We start from the raw sequence: 16,087 nt of genomic DNA on the forward strand, positions 1-16,087 counted from the left end.
AATGGTGACAGCGATGTTTGATCCCGTGTTGTTGCGCAGTTTTGTCGCCGTGGTGGACTGCGGCAATTTCACCCGCGCCGCCGAGCGCCTGCACTTGACCCAGTCGACTGTCAGCCAGCAGATCCGCCGCCTGGAAGAAGCGGTGGCGTGCCAGTTGCTGGACCGTGACCAGCGCCAGGTGGTGGCCACGGCGGAGGGCGAGCGCCTGCTGGCCTATGCGCGGCGCATCCTCGCGCTGCACGAAGAAGCCGCCGATGTGTTGATCAACCAGCAAAGCGACGGCGTGCTGCGCCTGGGCGTTCCCGAAGACTTCGCCGCCGAACGCCTCATGCCATTGCTTTCGGCGTTCGTGCAGGCATTTCCGCGGGTGCGCCTGGAGGTCACCAGCGGCCTTGGTCCTGAATTGCAGCGCCAGTACCGCAGCGGTGAGTTCGATGTGTTGTTGGTCAAGCAGATGGGCGACAGCGCCGACTGCCTGGCCTCGTGGCCCGAGCCGTTGTGCTGGGTCGACAGCCGCAGCACGCCGTCTCTGGGCCGCGATCCGTTGCCGTTGGTGGCCTTCCCAGTGGGCGGGCTGTACCGCAATGAGATGCTCCAACACCTGGAAGTCGGCGGCTGGCGCTGGCGCATCGGGTATTCCAGCGCAAGCCTGGCCAGTGTGTGTTCAGCCGTGGCGGCAGGATTGGGCATCAGCCTGTTGCCCCGCCGCGTGGTGCAGGCCGGGCATGTGATAGTGGCTGCAGACAGCGGCTTGCCGCCGGTGGAAGGTGTGCGACTGGCGCTGTATGGCCGCACGGGCCTGGGGGCGGCGGGACAGAGTTTGCAGGGTCAATTGCTCGATTTGTGTGCAAACAGTCCTGCTTGAGCCATGCCTTTTCTGAATATTTTTTATGCCTGTAAAGCATCAGAAAACCGCGCGGCGGCGCCAGGCCCCGCAGGACGGGGCTTCGGCGTTTCCGAATGTTTCGTTTATTCAGTTTAGATCTATGTATAACTTTAAAGATTACTTTAAGAGATAAGCGTCTGGCCCCGATGATTCAGCCCTCGACGGCCTCAGGCAGGCCTGTCGGTTTTTTTGTTTCAAAACCGTAGGGAGTGAATCAATGGGCAATGTCCAGACCGCCGCCAGTGCACACGAGGCGCAATGGCGCCAGGCACCGAGTGGTGAGTTGGTCGACCTTGGCCGGCCGCACCGCGCGCCGTTGGGGCAATTGCGTCTGCAGAAAACCCCGAAGCGCTTTTCGAGCCGTCGCGAAGGGATCCTGCTCGGGTTGCTGGTACTGGCCCTGCACGGTGCGGTGATTTATTGGGTGAGCCAGAAGCCCACCCCGGTGCTGCCGATTGTGCCGCCGGAAATCCCGCCGATGACCATCGAATTTTCCCAGCCGGCACCGCCGGTGGTCGAGCCGCCACCGCCTGTTCCGCCGCCACCGCCGCCGCCCGTGGTCGAGCCACCGCCACCGGTGGTGGACGAGTTGGCTGCCAAGCCGGCGCCGCCCAAACCGATTCCAAAGCCCAAGCCGAAGCCTGTGCCCAAGCCTGAGCCGAAACCTGCACCCAAGGCCGTCGAGCAACCGCCTGCGCCGCCCACGCCGGCACCTCCGGCCCCGGCGCCAGTGGCTCCGCCTGCACCGGCTCCGGTAACGCCCGCTTCAGCGAACGCGGCGTACTTGAAGAACCCGGCGCCGGAGTATCCGTCACTGGCCCAGCGTCGCGGTTGGGAAGGCACCGTGCTGCTGCGGGTGCATGTACTGGCCAGCGGCAAGCCGGGCGAGATCCAGATCCAGAAGAGCAGCGGTCGCCAGCAACTCGACGACGCCGCACTGGCCGCGGTGAAGCGTTGGAGTTTCGTGCCGGCCAAGCAGGGCGATGTCGCCCAGGACGGCTGGGTCAGCGTACCGATCGATTTCAAGATTCACTAACTATTCGGCTGCGGTGTGTTGCACACGCCGCGACCTGCACAGAGGGAAAACATCATGGCATTAGCATCTCCACTTGAATCCATCGAAAGCGCGGTGATCTGGCTGCTGGTGGTCTTTTCGGTCGCCACCTGGGGCCTGGCCCTGCTCAAGGGCGTGCAGTTCGGTCGCCTCAAGGCGCAGGATCGCAAGTTCCATAAACAGTTCTGGGCGGCATCCAGCCTGGACTCGGCGGCAGAACTGGCTGAAACCCAGCCCGGCGCTGCTGCCCGCGTAGCCCAGGCCGGCTATGCCGCAATCCAGGTTGGCGATGCGCCGCATGCTGCCGACCTGAGCCAGGCGATCAACCACCAGGACCGTCTTGAACGTGCCCTGCGCCAGCAGATCGTGCGTGAGCGCCGCTCGCTGGAAACCGGCCTGGCCGTGGTCGCCAGTATCGGCAGCACCTCGCCGTTTATCGGTCTGTTCGGCACCGTGTGGGGCATCATGGAAGCGCTCAAGGGCATCAGCGCGGCCGGTTCCGCCAGCCTCGAAACCGTGGCCGGCCCGATTGGTGCCGCGCTGGTCGCCACCGGTGTGGGGATCGCCGTCGCCGTACCGGCGGTGCTGGTCTACAACTATTTCCTGCGTCGCCTGAAGCTCACGGCTGCCGACCTGGACGACTTTGCCCACGACTTCTACAGCCTGGCGCAGAAGAACTCCTTCCGCGTGCTGCTGCACCCGGCCCTGACCAAAAATGCCGCCGGCAACCCGCAAAAAGTGAAGGAGGCGTCCTGAGATGGCCTTCTCCACGCAAGACAGTGATGAGGTGCTGAGCGAGATCAACGTCACGCCGCTGGTGGACGTGATGCTGGTACTGCTGGTGGTGTTTATCGTCACCGCGCCGTTGTTGACCAACGCGATCCCGATCAACCTGCCCAAGACCGAGGCCGTGGCCCCGGTGGAGCAGAAGGACCCGCTGGTGGTGAGCATCGACGGCGCCGGCAAGCTATTTATCAACAAGGACGAAATCCAGCCGGACCTGCTGGAATTCAACCTGCAGGCGGCCAAGGCCAAGGACCCCGATGTGCGGGTACAACTGCAGGCCGATGATGGTGTGAACTACGGCGAAGTGGCGCGAGCCATGGCGTCTATCGAGCGCGCGGGCATTACCAAGTTGTCGGTGATTACCGCACGTTAGCTTCAAATGCCTCGACAATTTTTTGGCCGTCTCCTTGGCAGGGTGCGGCCTTTTTTTTGCTCTTCAACTTGTTACTTTCAGCGTGCAACTTGCATCTGTCTTTTGGTTATTAATAAATAGCTTCTTATTCCTTAACGAATATAAACCGCGTCCCTATACTGATCAGCAACGTTAAACGCTGCAGGAGGGCACACCCATGCACAGCGAGTCGATTCGTTATCTGATCGTGCCGGGCTGGCAAGGATCGCCAGAAGATCATTGGCAAACCCATTGGCAAAACAGCCTGCCCAACAGCGCGCGCGTGGAGCAGGCCGACTGGCTGACGCCACGCCGCGAAGACTGGGTGGCCGCGCTGGCCGAGGCCATCGCCGCCGACAGCACGCCGGTGATCCTGATCGCCCATAGCCTGGGCTGCATCACAGTGGCTCATTGGGCCGCCACCGCACCCGTGCAGTTTTTGCGGCAGGTGCGCGGCGCCTTGCTGGTGGCCCCGGCCGATGTCGAACGCCCGGCCTGCTCGCCCGCCTTGCGCAACTTCGCCCCGATCCCGACCGACCTGCTGCCGTTTCCCAGCCAGGTGGTCAGTTCCGATAACGACAGCGCCGTCAGTGCCCCTCGGGCGCTGGAGCTGGCGCGCAATTGGGGCGCCGAAGCCGGAATCCTCTCGGGGGCCGGGCATATCAATGTGAAGTCCGGTCACCAGCGCTGGGAGCAGGGCTTCGCCTACCTCTATCGCCTGCAAAGCCGCCTCGAGCATCACGCCCGGCGCACTGCCTGACCTTCTTTCAACGCCCCGTCCCTGAGTGGATTTGGGGCGGGAGCCTGCCATGAGTCTGCATGAAACCTACGGTCAGCCCCTGCTGACCTTCCCCGACGCCGAAAAAAGCCCGCTGAGCATCCGCGCCAAGGCCCTGGTGTTTGTCGATCCGCGCTCGCGCCAGCTGCGCGAAGACCTGGAAAACCTCGCGCCGCGCGCCTTGCCCGTGTTGATTCGCGGCGAGACCGGCAGCGGTAAAGAGCTGTTGGCCCGGCATATCCATCGGGGCAGCGACCGTACTGGCTTGTTTGTCTCGGTCAACTGCGGCGCCATCAGCCCGACTTACGCCGACGCCGAGTTGTTCGGCTACGCCGCCGGTGCCCACAGCGGGGCGGCCAGCAGCCGGGCCGGCTGGTTCGGCTCGGCCAATGGCGGCACCTTGTACCTGGACGAGATTGGCGACTTGCCACTGCCGATCCAGGTCAAGCTGCTCGCGGCCCTGGAGAATCACGAAGTCACCCGCGTCGGCGCCCACCAGCCAAGCCCGGTGGATGTGCGGCTGGTGGCGGCCACCAGCATCGACCTCGCCCAGGCCGTAGCGGCCGGCAAGTTTCATGAGCGCCTGTTCCATTACCTGAGCGAAGGCCAGCTGGACTTGCCTGCATTGCGCGAGCGCGTCGGCGACATCCTGTCCCTGGCCGAATACTTCCTGGGCATCTACAGCCAGCGCCTGGACCTGCCGGTGCCGCTGATCAGCGATGCGGCGCAAAAGGTGCTGGAACACCACAGCTGGCCGGGCAATACCCGCGAGCTGGAAAACGTCATTCACTTCGCCTTGCTCGTCAGCAGCGGCGACGAGATTCTGCCCGAGCATTTGAACCTGCCGGTAGCGGGCTCGCCGCTGGAACAGGTGCAGCGCATCTTTGCCGCCGCCAGCCCTGCCGAGCAGGAAGCCTTGCGTGCCTTTCTACGTGAGCAAGCCGCTACATGAACAAAATGGAATATCAACGTGAATAAAAGATATTGTTCGGGAATAAAAAATCTAGGTATTGTCCATTCCACGCCGCGATAGCACTTCGCTGGCACACCACATAAAAAACGGTCGTCAGAGACGCCCCGGAATTTCGATAAGGACACTGCATGAAAAAGGTTCTGTTGTTTACCGCACTGGCGGCTGCCCTGACTGCAAGCTTCGCCCAGGCCAACGAGAAACTGGTGGTTGCCGCCACCCCGATCCCGCACGCCGAGATCCTCGAACTGGTCAAGCCAACCCTCGCCAAAGAAGGCGTGGACCTGGAAATCAAAGTCTTCACCGACTACGTACAGCCAAACGTGCAGGTTGCCGAGAAGCGCCTGGACGCCAACTACTTCCAGACCCTGCCGTACCTGGAAAACTTCAACAAGGGCAAGGGCACCAACCTGGTCACCGTGGTCGGTGTGCACGTTGAACCCTTCGGCGGTTACTCGAAAAAAATCAAGAACATTTCTGAGCTCAAAGATGGCGCCACCGTGGCCATCCCGAACGAAGGCTCCAACAGCGGCCGCGCCCTGTTGCTGCTGCAGAAAGCCGGCGTGATCACCCTGAAAGACCCGACCAACGCCCTGGCCACGCCGAAAGACATCGCCAGCAACCCGAAAAACCTGAAATTCAAAGAGCTGGAATCGGCGCTGCTGCCACGCGTGCTGGACCAGGTTGACCTGGACCTGATCAACACCAACTACGCCCTGGAAGCTGGCCTGAACCCAGCCAAGGACGCGCTGATCATCGAAGACGCCAAGTCGCCGTACGTGAACTTCCTGGTTGCCCGCCCGGACAACAAGGACAGCGACGCCATCCAGAAACTGGCCAAGGCCCTGACCAGCCCGGAAGTCAAAGCCTTCATCGAGAAGAAGTACAACGGCGCCGTAGTGCCTGCGTTCTGATGTAACCCAAAACCCCCTTCAAGGTTTGAACGCCGACGGCTACTACAGCGTCGGCGTTTTTTTATGGGCTTCAAAGGCAATCAGGACGGTAGGCGCTGGCTTGCCGGCGATGGCGGCGGGTCAGCCTGCCTATCGGCGACTGAAAGACCGCTATCGCAGGCAAGCCAGCTCCCACAGTTGGGCGGTGGGAGGGCTGGAATCCCTGCCACACAGCGACACTCTGGAGAAACTGCAACCAGCGAACGCCGGCTCTTGCTCAACTCCCAGCCACACAGCAGCCCCCCCTGTGGGAGCCGTCGAGCCCCAGCGAGGCCGCGAAGGCGGTGTGTCAGCCACAGAAGGACCGTCAGTGCCGCCGCCTTCGCCGCCTCGCTACAGCTCGACCTCTCCCACAATCAGCCGGCGCGGCTATTGATCGCCCTGCGCAACGCCACCAACCATTTCACCAGCTCCTGCGGATCAATCGGCTTCGTGTTGTTCATTGTTCATTCCCTCGAATCACAGACCCCCCAACCATAGCTGCCACCCATCAAACCCGCGAATCCGGCGGTTATCTTTTTGGGTGATATCAATATGCTATTTGGGTATTTAAATTTTGCTTTTTATACCTTTAGAGTTCGCGCTACCCGACGTTACCCACGCCGGACTGGATTGCGCCCGCTGCATTACCCTTGCGGCGTCATGGACTCAAGATGACCTTCGATTTCGCTTTTATCCTCAGCACCCTGCCGGCGTTTCTCAAGGCCGTGGGGGTGACGCTGCAAGTGGGCCTGATCGCCATTGCCACCTCGTTGCTGGTGGCGCTGATCAACGCCGCGCTGCTGGTGTTTCGCACACCCTACCTGTCGCGCCTGGTGGCGCTGTACGTCGAGCTGGCGCGTAACACGCCGCTGCTGATCCAGCTGTTCTTCGTGTACTTCGCCTTGCCCGCGCTGGGCTTGAATATCTCCGGCTTCTGGGCGGCGATTATCACCATGACGTTCCTCGGCGGTGCCTACCTCACCGAAGTGCTGCGCGCCGGCGTGGAAGCGGTGCCGCTGGCGCAGATCGAATCCGGCAAGTCCATCGGCCTCTCCGACTGGCAACTGCTGCGCCATGTGATCCTGCCCCAGGCCGGCATCCTCAGCCTGCCGGCGCTGTTCGCCAATTTCATCTTCCTGCTCAAGGAAACCACGGTGGTTTCCGCCGTGGCGGTGCCGGAGATTCTCTACACCACCAAGAGCTACATCGCCCTCTACTACAAGACTTACGAAATGCTCGCCGTGCTGACGCTGATTTGCGTACTGCTGTTTTTGCCGTTGTCGCTGCTGCTCAGCCGCCTGGAAAGGAGGCTCCAGCATGGCCAGTTCGGGTCTTGAGTTGTTGTGGGTGTCGTTGCCGCAACTGGGCAAGGGCGCCGCACAAACCCTGTCGATTTCGTTTCTGAGCATCGCCTTCAGCACCGTCGGTGGCGTGTTGTATGGCGTGCTGCGGACCTTGAACAACACACTGATCAACGCGGTCCTGCGGGTGTACCTGGAGCTGTTTCGCGCGATCCCGGTGCTGGTCTGGTTGTACCTGCTGTTTTTCGGACTGCCGATTTTCTTCGGCCTGAGCATTCCGAGCTTCTGGTGCGCCGTGCTGGTGCTGTCGCTGTGGGGCGCCAGTGAGGTGGGCGAGGTGGTGCGTGGCGCGTTGCATTCACTGCCCCGTGGCCAGCGTGAAGCCGGCTTGTCGATTGGCCTGTCCGACCCGCAGCTGTACGGCTATGTGCTGCTGCCTCAGGCCCTCAAGCGCATGACGCCGCCGACCATCAACGTGTACACGCGCATCATCAAGACCAGCTCGCTGGCGGTGCTGATCGGCGTGGTGGACGTGATCAAGGTCGGCCAGCAAATCATCGAACGCACCTACGAGTCGGTATTGATCTATGGCGTGCTGTTCCTGTTTTTCTTCTTTATCTGCTACCCGTTGTCGGCCGCCTCCAAGGTGCTGGAACGGCGCTGGGCCCAAGCATGAGCGCATTGATCGAGTTTAAGGGTTTCAACAAATTCTTCGGCGAGCAGCAGGTGCTCAAGGGCATCGACTTGAGCGTGCAAAGCGGCGAAGTGGTGGTGATCCTGGGCCCCAGCGGCTGCGGCAAAAGCACCTTGCTGCGCTGCCTCAACGGCCTGGAAGTGGCGCACAGCGGCAGCCTGCGATTCGCCGGCAACGAACTGTTGGACAAAGCCACCGACTGGCGCCAGGTGCGCCAGGACGTGGGCATGGTGTTCCAGAGCTACCACCTGTTCCCGCACATGAGCGTGCTCGACAACATCCTGCTCGGCCCGCTGAAAGTGCAAAAACGCGACCCTCGCGAAGCCCGCGAACAGGCGGAAAAACTGCTCGAGCGCGTCGGCCTGGCCGACAAGCGCGACGCCTTCCCGCGACAGTTGTCCGGGGGCCAGCAGCAACGTATCGCGATCGTCCGCTCGTTGTGCATGAACCCGCAGGTCATGCTGTTTGACGAAGTCACCGCCGCCCTTGACCCGGAGATGGTCAAGGAAGTGCTGGAAGTGATCCAGGGCCTGGCCCGCGATGGCATGACCCTGCTGATCGTCACCCATGAAATGGCCTTCGCCCGCGCCGTCGCCGACCGCGTCGTCTTCATGGAGGCCGGTCGCATCCTCGAACACAACACCCCCGAAGAATTCTTTACGAACCCGCAAACCGCACGCGCGCAGCAGTTCCTGGAGAAGTTTTCCTTTGTTTCAACACTGCCCAAGAAGAACCAGGAACTGGAGCTGATATGAAAAAGTTACTACTGCCCCTGATTGCCGTCGCATTACTCGCCGGCTGCGACAAAAAGGCCGAAGAGCCTGCAAAACCAGCGGCTGCCGCCGTGAGTTCGCTGGACAAGATCAAGGCGCGCGACAAGCTGATTGTCGGCGTATTCACTGACAAACCGCCGTTCGGCTTCGTCAACGAAGCCGGGCGCTATGTGGGCTTCGATACCGACATCGGCCGCCAATTCGCCAAGGACCTGCTGGGCGATGAAAACAAGGTTGAGTTCGTCGCCGTCGAGCCGGCCAGCCGTATTCCGTTCCTGCAAAGCGACAAGGTCGATCTGATCCTCGCCAACATGACCGTGACCCCGGAACGCAAGGAAGCGGTGGACTTCACCAACCCCAACCTGAAAGTCGCGGTGCAGGCCCTGGTGCCTAACGACAGCGCGGTGAAAAGCCTGGATGACCTGGCCACCCGCACCACCATCGTTACCACCGGCACCACCGCCGATATCTGGCTGACCAAGAACCACCCGGACTGGAAACTGCTCAAGTTCGAGAAAAACTCCGAGTCGCTGCAAGCACTGTCGGCCGGCCGTGGTGATGCGTACGCGCAGGACAACCTGGTGCTGTTCAGCTGGGCCAAGCAGAACCCGGGCTACCGCGTGCTGGAAGAAAAACTCGGTGACGAAGCGCCGATTGCGCCGGCGGTGAAGAAAGGCAACATCGAGCTGCGCGACTGGGTGAATGCCGAGCTGGCGAAGTTGGGTGAGGAGAAATTCCTGCTCAAGCTGTACGACCAGTACGTGCGTAAAGAGCTGAGCGATGACACCAAGCCTGAGAGCGTGATTGTTGAAGGCGGCAAGTGGCAGGGTTGATCTGTCAGCTGTTGGCTGACTGATCTACCGTCTTCGCGAGCAAGCCCGCTCCCACATCGACCGAGTTCCACCTTTGGAATGCGGACAAATGTGGGCGCGGGCTTGCTCGCGAAGAGGCCGTTCCAGGCCCCTCTTATTCCGGCCAATGCCAAGCCGGTGCATCCAGAATCCCCTGTCCCACAATCCGCGTCTCCCCCAGCACCTTCTCCAGCACAATCGAATTGCACCCTTCATCTTGCTGCAACGCCGCAATCAGCCGACTGGCATGCGACACCACCCACACCTGGCACTGCTGTGACGCTTGGATAATCAGGCGCGCCAAGGCCGGCAGCAGGTCCGGATGCAAGCTGGTTTCCGGCTCGTTCAGCACCATCATGGTCGGCGGCCGAGGTGTCAGCAGCGCCGCGATCAGCAGCAGGTAACGCAAGGTGCCGTCCGACAACTCCGCCGCCGAGAGTGGCCGCAGCAACCCCTCCTGATAAAACTCAAGGGCGAAGCGCCCGCCCTGCAACGGCTGGATATTCAGGCGTGCACCGGGAAATGCATCGCTGACCGCGCGCTGCAAGGCTTCGGGGTCGCCAATCTCGCGAATAGTCTGCAACGCGGCCGCCAGGTCGCGACCGTCGTGGTGCAGCACCGGTGTGCGCGTGCCCAGTTGCGGTTGGCGCACGGGGGCATCGGCATCGCTGCGAAAGTGATCATAAAAACGCCAGCCACGAATGCTTTCGCGCAACAGCAACACTTCCGGTGAGCCGCGCAGGCTGCCGACCTGGTCGAACAGGCTGTGGTAGTTCGGCGTGTGCTGGGCCAGCACATCCCAGGCGCGGCCTTCGCGAGCGCGCACCATCGGCCCGGAGCGCTGCACCAGCAGGCTGGCCGGGCGGTAGACGTGGCCGGCCCAGATGCATTCCTTCTTCACCTCCGGGTCCAGGGAAAAATACGACAGGGTCTTCTCCGGCAAGCCGAGGGAAATCGCGTAGCTGAAATCCTCGGCGGCAAACCCCAGGCGCAGACGCTTCACACCCTGGCGCACGACCGCTTCCACCGGCACCTCGCCGTTGTGCATGCGTCGGCTGATGGTCTCGGGGCCGGCCCAGAAGGTCGAGTCCAGCCCGCCCTCACGGGCCAGTGCATTGATCACTCCGCCCTGAGCGGTTTCGGCCAGCAGGCGCAAGGCGCGGTACAGGTTGGACTTGCCGCTGCCGTTGGGCCCGGTGATCAGGTTCAGCCGGTCCAGCGGCACCACCAATTTGTTGATCGAGCGGTAATTGGCCACCGCGAGGGTCTTGAGCATGGGCATTCAGTCGGCTTGGGAACCATTGGAGTATGGGAGCCTCCATGCAGATAAGGAACCCTGATCTAAGCTCACAGTCGCATACACACTGGCAAGTCGGCATCACGCAAAAGGAGCCTGCATGGGCGGTCGCACTGCAAACATTATTCTGAGCCTTGGCCTCCTGGCGCTGCTGAGCGGCTGTGGCCAGGACAAAGCCGAGCCCAAGCAGCATTCCCGGGTGTTTGTGCAGACCGTACAGCCGGCGGATTTCGCCGCGGCGGTCACGCTCACCGGGGACATCCAGGCGCGCGTGCAGACCGATTTGTCGTTCCGCGTCGGCGGCAAGATCATCCAGCGTACGGTGGATGTCGGTGACCGCGTCAGCGCCAGGCAAGTGCTGGCCAGGCTCGACCCCAAGGACTTGCAGACCAACGTCGATTCCGCCCAGGCCCAGGTCGTGGCCGAGCAGGCGCGGGTCAAGCAGACCGCCGCCGCGTTCGTGCGCCAGGAAAAACTGTTGCCCAAGGGCTACACCAGCCGCAGTGAATACGATTCTGCCCAGGCCGCGTTGCGCAGCAGCCAAAGCGCCCTGGCCGCCGCACAGGCCCAACTGGCCAACGCCCGCGAGCAGCTCGGCTACACCGCGCTGATTGCCGATGCACCGGGGATCATCACCGCGCGCCAGGCTGAAGTCGGCCAGGTGGTGCAGGCCACTGTGCCGATCTTCAGCCTGGCCCGCGATGGCGAGCGCGATGCGGTGTTCAACGTGTATGAATCGCTGCTGGTCGAGCCGCCGCCCGATGCACCGATCACCGTGAGCCTGCTCGACAATCCGAGCATCAAGGCGGTGGGCAAGGTCCGCGAAGTCACCCCGGCCGTGGCGGCCAACACCGGCACCGTGCAAGTGAAGATCGCCCTGCAGGCGTTGCCCAAAGGCATGCAGTTGGGCTCGGTGGTGAGCGCCACCGCCAATGGCCCGGCCAAGGCCAGCATCGAACTGCCGTGGGCGGCGCTGACCAAGGACCTCAGCGAACCCGCCGTGTGGCTGATCGACGGCGACGGCAAGGCGCAACTGCACAAGGTCACCGTGGCACGTTATCTCACCGGCAAAGTCATCATCAGCGACGGCCTCAAGGGCGGCGAAAAAGTCGTGGTGGCCGGCGGGCAGTTGCTGCATCCGGGCATGGTGGTGGAAATCGCCCAGCCGCCGGATCAGGCCCAGGCGCAAGGAGTGCAACCATGAAGCAGTTGACGGTGGTACTCGCTGCCAGCTTGTTGCTGATGGCCTGCTCCAAGGAAGAACCGCCGCCCGAGCCACTGCGCCCGGTGCTGTCGATGGAAGTGAAGTCCGAAGACCAGGAAAACCTCGGTCGCTTCGCCGGCACCATCCAGGCCCGCTACGAGAGCAACCTGGGTTTCCGTGTGCCCGGTCGCATCGCCCGCCGCGCCGTGGACGTCGGCGCCGAAGTGGAGAAGGGCGCCTTGCTCGCCGTGCTTGACCCCACCGACCAGCAAAACCAGTTGCGCGCCGCCCAGGGCGACCTTGCCCGCGTGCAGGCGCAGTTCATCAACGCCCAGGCCAATGCGCGGCGCCAGCAGGAGCTGTTCAACCGTGGCGTCGGTGCCCAGGCCCAGCTGGACGTGGCCCAGACCGACCTGAAGACCACCCAGGCTTCCCTCGACCAGGCCCAGGCCTCGGTCAACCAGGCCAAGGACCAACTCAACTACGCCGAACTGCGCACCGACCACGCCGGCATCGTCACCGCCTGGAACGCCGAGGCCGGCCAGGTGGTCAGCGCCGGCCAGCAAGTGGTGACCCTGGCTCGCCCGGACATCAAGGAGGCGGTGATCGACCTGCCCGCCGGCCTGGCCGAGCGCCTGCCGCCGGATGTGGTGTTCCTGGTGGCCGGGCAACTCGACCCCAGCGTGCACACCACCGCCGTCGTGCGTGAGATCGAACCCCAGGCCCAGAGCGCCACGCGCACCCGTCGCGCGCGCCTGACCCTGGCCGAGACGCCGCCCGCGTTTCGTCTTGGCACCGCGATCAGCGTGACCTTGAGTTCAACCATCGCACCGCGTATCGAATTGCCCATCAGCGCCTTGCAGGAAGTCGACGGCAAGACCCGCATCTGGCTGCTCGACACCCAGAGCCAGACCGTGCAACCGCGTGACGTCACGGTCATCAGCCGTGACGCCAGCAGCGCCTTGCTCAGCGGCGGCGTCAAACCCGGTGAGCGTGTGGTCACTGCCGGCGTGAACAGCCTGAAACCCGGGCAGAAAGTCAAAATCGACGAGGACAGCCCGCGATGAAAGGGAGCTTCAACTTATCCGACTGGGCCCTCAAGCATCAGTCCTTCGTCTGGTACCTGATGTTCGTCGCGCTTTTGATGGGCGTGTTCTCCTACATGAACCTGGGCCGCGAGGAAGACCCGTCGTTCACCATCAAGACCATGGTGATCCAGACCCGCTGGCCGGGCGCGACCCAGGAAGAAACCCTCAAGCAGGTCACCGACCGCATCGAGAAGAAACTCGAGGAACTCGACTCCCTCGACTACGTGAAGAGCTACACCCGGCCGGGCGAGTCCACGGTATTCGTATTCCTCAAGGACACCACCAGCGCCAAGGCCATCCCGGAGATCTGGTACCAGGTCCGCAAGAAAATCGACGACATTCGCGGCACCTTCCCCCAGGGCCTGCAGGGACCGTCGTTCAACGATGAGTTCGGTGACGTGTTCGGCTCGGTGTACGCCTTTACCGGCGATGGCCTGTCGATGCGCCAACTGCGCGACTACGTGGAACAGGTGCGTGCCGAGATCCGTTCGGTGCCGGGCTTGGGCAAGGTCGAGATGATCGGCCAGCAGGACGAAGTGATTTACCTGAACTTCTCCACGCGCAAACTTGCGGCGCTGGGCATTGATCAGCGCCAGGTGGTGCAGAGCCTGCAGTCGCAGAACGCGGTGACGCCGGCCGGGGTGATCGAAGCCGGGCCGGAGCGGATCTCGGTGCGCACTTCGGGGCAATTCGCCTCGGAAAAGGACCTGGCCAACGTCAACCTGCGGCTCAATGACCGTTTCTATCGTCTGGCGGACATTGCCGACATCAGCCGTGGCTACGTCGACCCAGCGCGGCCCATGTTCCGCTTCAACGGCAAGCCGGCGATTGGCCTGGCCATCGCCATGCAGAAGGGCGGCAATATCCAGTCGTTCGGCAAGGCCTTGCACACACGCATGGATGAGCTGACCGCCGACCTGCCGGTGGGCGTCGGCGTGCACAAGGTGTCGGACCAGGCGGAAGTGGTGGAAGAGGCCGTGGGCGGCTTCACCAGCGCGCTGTTCGAAGCGGTGATCATCGTGCTGGTGGTGAGCTTTATCAGCCTCGGCATGCGCGCCGGGCTGGTGGTGGCGTGCTCGATTCCGCTGGTGCTGGCGCTGGTGTTCGTGTTCATGGAATACAGCGGCATTACCATGCAGCGCGTGTCGCTGGGCGCGTTGATCATCGCCCTCGGCCTGCTGGTGGACGACGCGATGATCACCGTCGAGATGATGATCACGCGCCTGGAAAAAGGCGAGACCAAGGAGCAGGCGGCGACCTACGCCTACACCTCCACGGCGTTCCCGATGTTGACCGGTACGCTGGTTACCGTCGCCGGTTTTGTACCGATCGGCCTCAACGCCAGTTCGGCGGGCGAGTACACCTTCACGCTGTTCGCGGTGATTGCCGTGGCGATGCTGGTGTCCTGGGTGGTGGCGGTGCTGTTTGCACCGGTGATCGGCGTGCATATCCTCAGCGCCAACGTGAAGCCCCACAGCAACGAGCCAGGGCGAATCGGGCGCGGCTTCAATTACGGCATGCTGTGGGCCATGCGCAACCGCTGGTGGGCCATTGGCATTACCGTGGGCCTGTTTGTGGCGTCGGTGTTCTCCATGCAGTTTGTGCAGAACCAGTTCTTCCCGTCGTCGGACCGCCCGGAAATCCTCGTCGACCTCAACCTGCCGCAAAACGCCTCGATCAACGAGACCCGCAAGGCCGTCGACCGCCTCGAAGCGATCATCAAGGACGACCCGGACATCGCGCGTTGGAGCACCTACATCGGCCAGGGCGCGATCCGTTTCTACCTGCCGCTGGACCAGCAACTGGAAAACCCCTACTACGCGCAGTTGGTGATCGTCAGCAAGGGCCTGGAAGAGCGCGGGGCGTTGATTGCGCGCCTGCAAAAACGCCTGCGTGATGACTTTGTCGGCGTCGGCAGCTTTGTACAGCCGCTGGAGATGGGCCCGCCGGTGGGACGCCCGATCCAGTATCGGGTGTCGGGCAAAGACACCGACCAGGTACGCAAGCACGCCATCGAGCTGGCGACCCTGCTGGATAAAAACACCCACCTGGGCGAGATCATCTACGACTGGAACGAGCCGGGCAAAGTCCTGCGGGTGGACATCGCCCAGGACAAGGCGCGGCAATTGGGGCTGTCGTCGGAAGACGTCGCGCAGTTGATGAACAGCGTGGTCAGTGGTGCCTCGGTGACCCAGGTGCATGATGATATCTACCTGATCAACGTGGTCGGCCGCGCCGAAGATGCCGAGCGCGGCACCCCGGAAACCCTGCAGAACCTGCAGATCGTCACGCCTAACGGCACCTCGATTCCGCTGCTGGCGTTTGCCACCGTGCGTTACGAACTTGAACAGCCGCTGGTGTGGCGCCGCGACCGCAAGCCGACCATCACGATCAAAGCGTCGGTGCGCGATGAGATGCAGCCGACCGACCTGGTCAAGCAACTCAAGCCCGAGATCGACAAGTTCAGCGCCGGCCTGCCGGTGGGCTACAAGGTCGCCACCGGCGGTACCGTGGAAGAAAGCGGCAAGGCCCAGGGCCCGATTGCCAGCGTGGTGCCGCTGATGTTGTTCTTGATGGCCACCTTCCTGATGATCCAACTGCACAGCGTGCAGAAGATGTTCCTGGTGGCGAGTGTCGCGCCGCTGGGGCTGATCGGCGTGGTGCTGGCGCTGATTCCCACGGGCACGCCGATGGGCTTTGTGGCGATCCTCGGGATTCTGGCGCTGATCGGCATCATCATCCGCAACTCGGTGATCCTGGTGACCCAGATCGATGCCTACGAGCGCGACGGCTACACGCCGTGGGACGCCGTGGTGGAAGCCACCGAACACCGGCGCCGGCCGATCCTGCTGACGGCGGCGGCGGCCAGCCTGGGCATGATCCCCATCGCCCGCGAAGTGTTCTGGGGCCCGATGGCCTACGCGATGATCGGCGGGATCATCATCGCCACGTTGCTGACACTGTTGTTCCTGCCGGCGTTGTATGTGGCTTGGTACAAGATTCGCGAGCCGAAGCCAGAGCAACAGGAAAAACGCGGTTGAAAATGTGGCAGCGGGCTTGCTCGCGAAAGCGGTGTGAC

Annotated in this window: 15 protein-coding genes; 14 read left to right on the top strand and 1 reads right to left on the bottom strand. The window is 62.8% G+C overall.

All coding sequences use genetic code 11. The features are described 5' to 3' along the window. Positions 1-13 precede the first annotated feature (13 nt). The 11 genes from AC07SI_RS06180 (at position 14) to AC07SI_RS06230 (ending at position 9,401) form a co-directional block, all read left to right on the top strand. Positions 14-865, top strand: coding sequence for a LysR family transcriptional regulator (locus AC07SI_RS06180; RefSeq protein WP_120447374.1), 852 nt, complete (start codon positions 14-16; stop codon positions 863-865). 238 nt (positions 866-1,103) lie between these two features. Further along, positions 1,104-1,922: an energy transducer TonB gene (locus AC07SI_RS06185; protein ID WP_065899560.1), complete on the top strand. Its 819-nt coding sequence runs from the start codon at positions 1,104-1,106 to the stop codon at positions 1,920-1,922. A gap of 51 nt (positions 1,923-1,973) precedes the next feature. Then, positions 1,974-2,696 (top strand): MotA/TolQ/ExbB proton channel family protein, encoded by a 723-nt coding sequence (locus AC07SI_RS06190; RefSeq protein ID WP_106805733.1) that lies wholly within the window; start codon positions 1,974-1,976, stop codon positions 2,694-2,696. A gap of 1 nt (position 2,697) precedes the next feature. After that, positions 2,698-3,099 (top strand): ExbD/TolR family protein, encoded by a 402-nt coding sequence (locus AC07SI_RS06195; RefSeq protein ID WP_010565408.1) that lies wholly within the window; start codon positions 2,698-2,700, stop codon positions 3,097-3,099. A gap of 196 nt (positions 3,100-3,295) precedes the next feature. Beyond that, positions 3,296-3,877: an alpha/beta hydrolase gene (locus AC07SI_RS06200; RefSeq protein ID WP_065899566.1), complete on the top strand. Its 582-nt coding sequence runs from the start codon at positions 3,296-3,298 to the stop codon at positions 3,875-3,877. Between the two features lie 49 nt (positions 3,878-3,926). After that, positions 3,927-4,847 (top strand): sigma 54-interacting transcriptional regulator, encoded by a 921-nt coding sequence (locus AC07SI_RS06205; RefSeq protein WP_106805461.1) that lies wholly within the window; start codon positions 3,927-3,929, stop codon positions 4,845-4,847. A 149-nt stretch (positions 4,848-4,996) separates the two neighbouring features. After that, positions 4,997-5,779, top strand: a complete 783-nt coding sequence (locus AC07SI_RS06210; RefSeq protein ID WP_063033612.1) for a MetQ/NlpA family ABC transporter substrate-binding protein — start codon at positions 4,997-4,999, stop codon at positions 5,777-5,779. Positions 5,780-6,471: 692 nt separating this feature from the next. Continuing rightward, the gene (locus AC07SI_RS06215) at positions 6,472-7,137 is read left to right on the top strand and encodes an amino acid ABC transporter permease (RefSeq protein ID WP_057725386.1); all 666 of its coding nucleotides are present in this window, start codon (positions 6,472-6,474) and stop codon (positions 7,135-7,137) included. Then, positions 7,118-7,777 carry an amino acid ABC transporter permease gene (locus AC07SI_RS06220; protein WP_032884905.1) on the top strand — a complete coding sequence of 220 codons (660 nt, stop codon included), beginning with the start codon at positions 7,118-7,120 and terminating at the stop codon, positions 7,775-7,777. The genes AC07SI_RS06215 and AC07SI_RS06220 overlap by 20 nt, the downstream gene beginning before the upstream one ends. Further along, positions 7,774-8,550 (top strand): amino acid ABC transporter ATP-binding protein, encoded by a 777-nt coding sequence (locus AC07SI_RS06225; protein WP_065899568.1) that lies wholly within the window; start codon positions 7,774-7,776, stop codon positions 8,548-8,550. The genes AC07SI_RS06220 and AC07SI_RS06225 overlap by 4 nt, the downstream gene beginning before the upstream one ends. Then, the gene (locus AC07SI_RS06230; RefSeq protein WP_106805458.1) at positions 8,547-9,401 is read left to right on the top strand and encodes a transporter substrate-binding domain-containing protein; all 855 of its coding nucleotides are present in this window, start codon (positions 8,547-8,549) and stop codon (positions 9,399-9,401) included. The genes AC07SI_RS06225 and AC07SI_RS06230 overlap by 4 nt, the downstream gene beginning before the upstream one ends. A gap of 133 nt (positions 9,402-9,534) precedes the next feature. On the opposite strand, the gene AC07SI_RS06235 is transcribed toward AC07SI_RS06230, so the two are convergent. Continuing rightward, entirely contained in the window at positions 9,535-10,695 is a 1,161-nt protein-coding gene (locus AC07SI_RS06235) for an AAA family ATPase (RefSeq protein WP_106805457.1), read from the bottom strand. 121 nt (positions 10,696-10,816) lie between these two features. Between AC07SI_RS06235 and AC07SI_RS06240 the strand changes: the two genes are divergently transcribed. From AC07SI_RS06240 to AC07SI_RS06250, 3 genes are read left to right on the top strand one after another with little or no spacing between them, the layout of a single operon-like run. Beyond that, complete coding sequence (locus AC07SI_RS06240; protein WP_495005388.1) at positions 10,817-11,920, top strand: efflux RND transporter periplasmic adaptor subunit; 1,104 nt, start codon at positions 10,817-10,819, stop codon at positions 11,918-11,920. After that, positions 11,917-12,987 (top strand): efflux RND transporter periplasmic adaptor subunit, encoded by a 1,071-nt coding sequence (locus AC07SI_RS06245; RefSeq protein WP_106805455.1) that lies wholly within the window; start codon positions 11,917-11,919, stop codon positions 12,985-12,987. The genes AC07SI_RS06240 and AC07SI_RS06245 overlap by 4 nt, the downstream gene beginning before the upstream one ends. Continuing rightward, complete coding sequence (locus AC07SI_RS06250; RefSeq protein WP_065899572.1) at positions 12,984-16,049, top strand: efflux RND transporter permease subunit; 3,066 nt, start codon at positions 12,984-12,986, stop codon at positions 16,047-16,049. Before AC07SI_RS06245 ends, AC07SI_RS06250 begins: the two co-directional genes overlap by 4 nt. Positions 16,050-16,087: the final 38 nt, after the last annotated feature.

The sequence above is a fragment of the Pseudomonas sp. GW821-FHT05D12 genome (assembly GCF_059419825.1).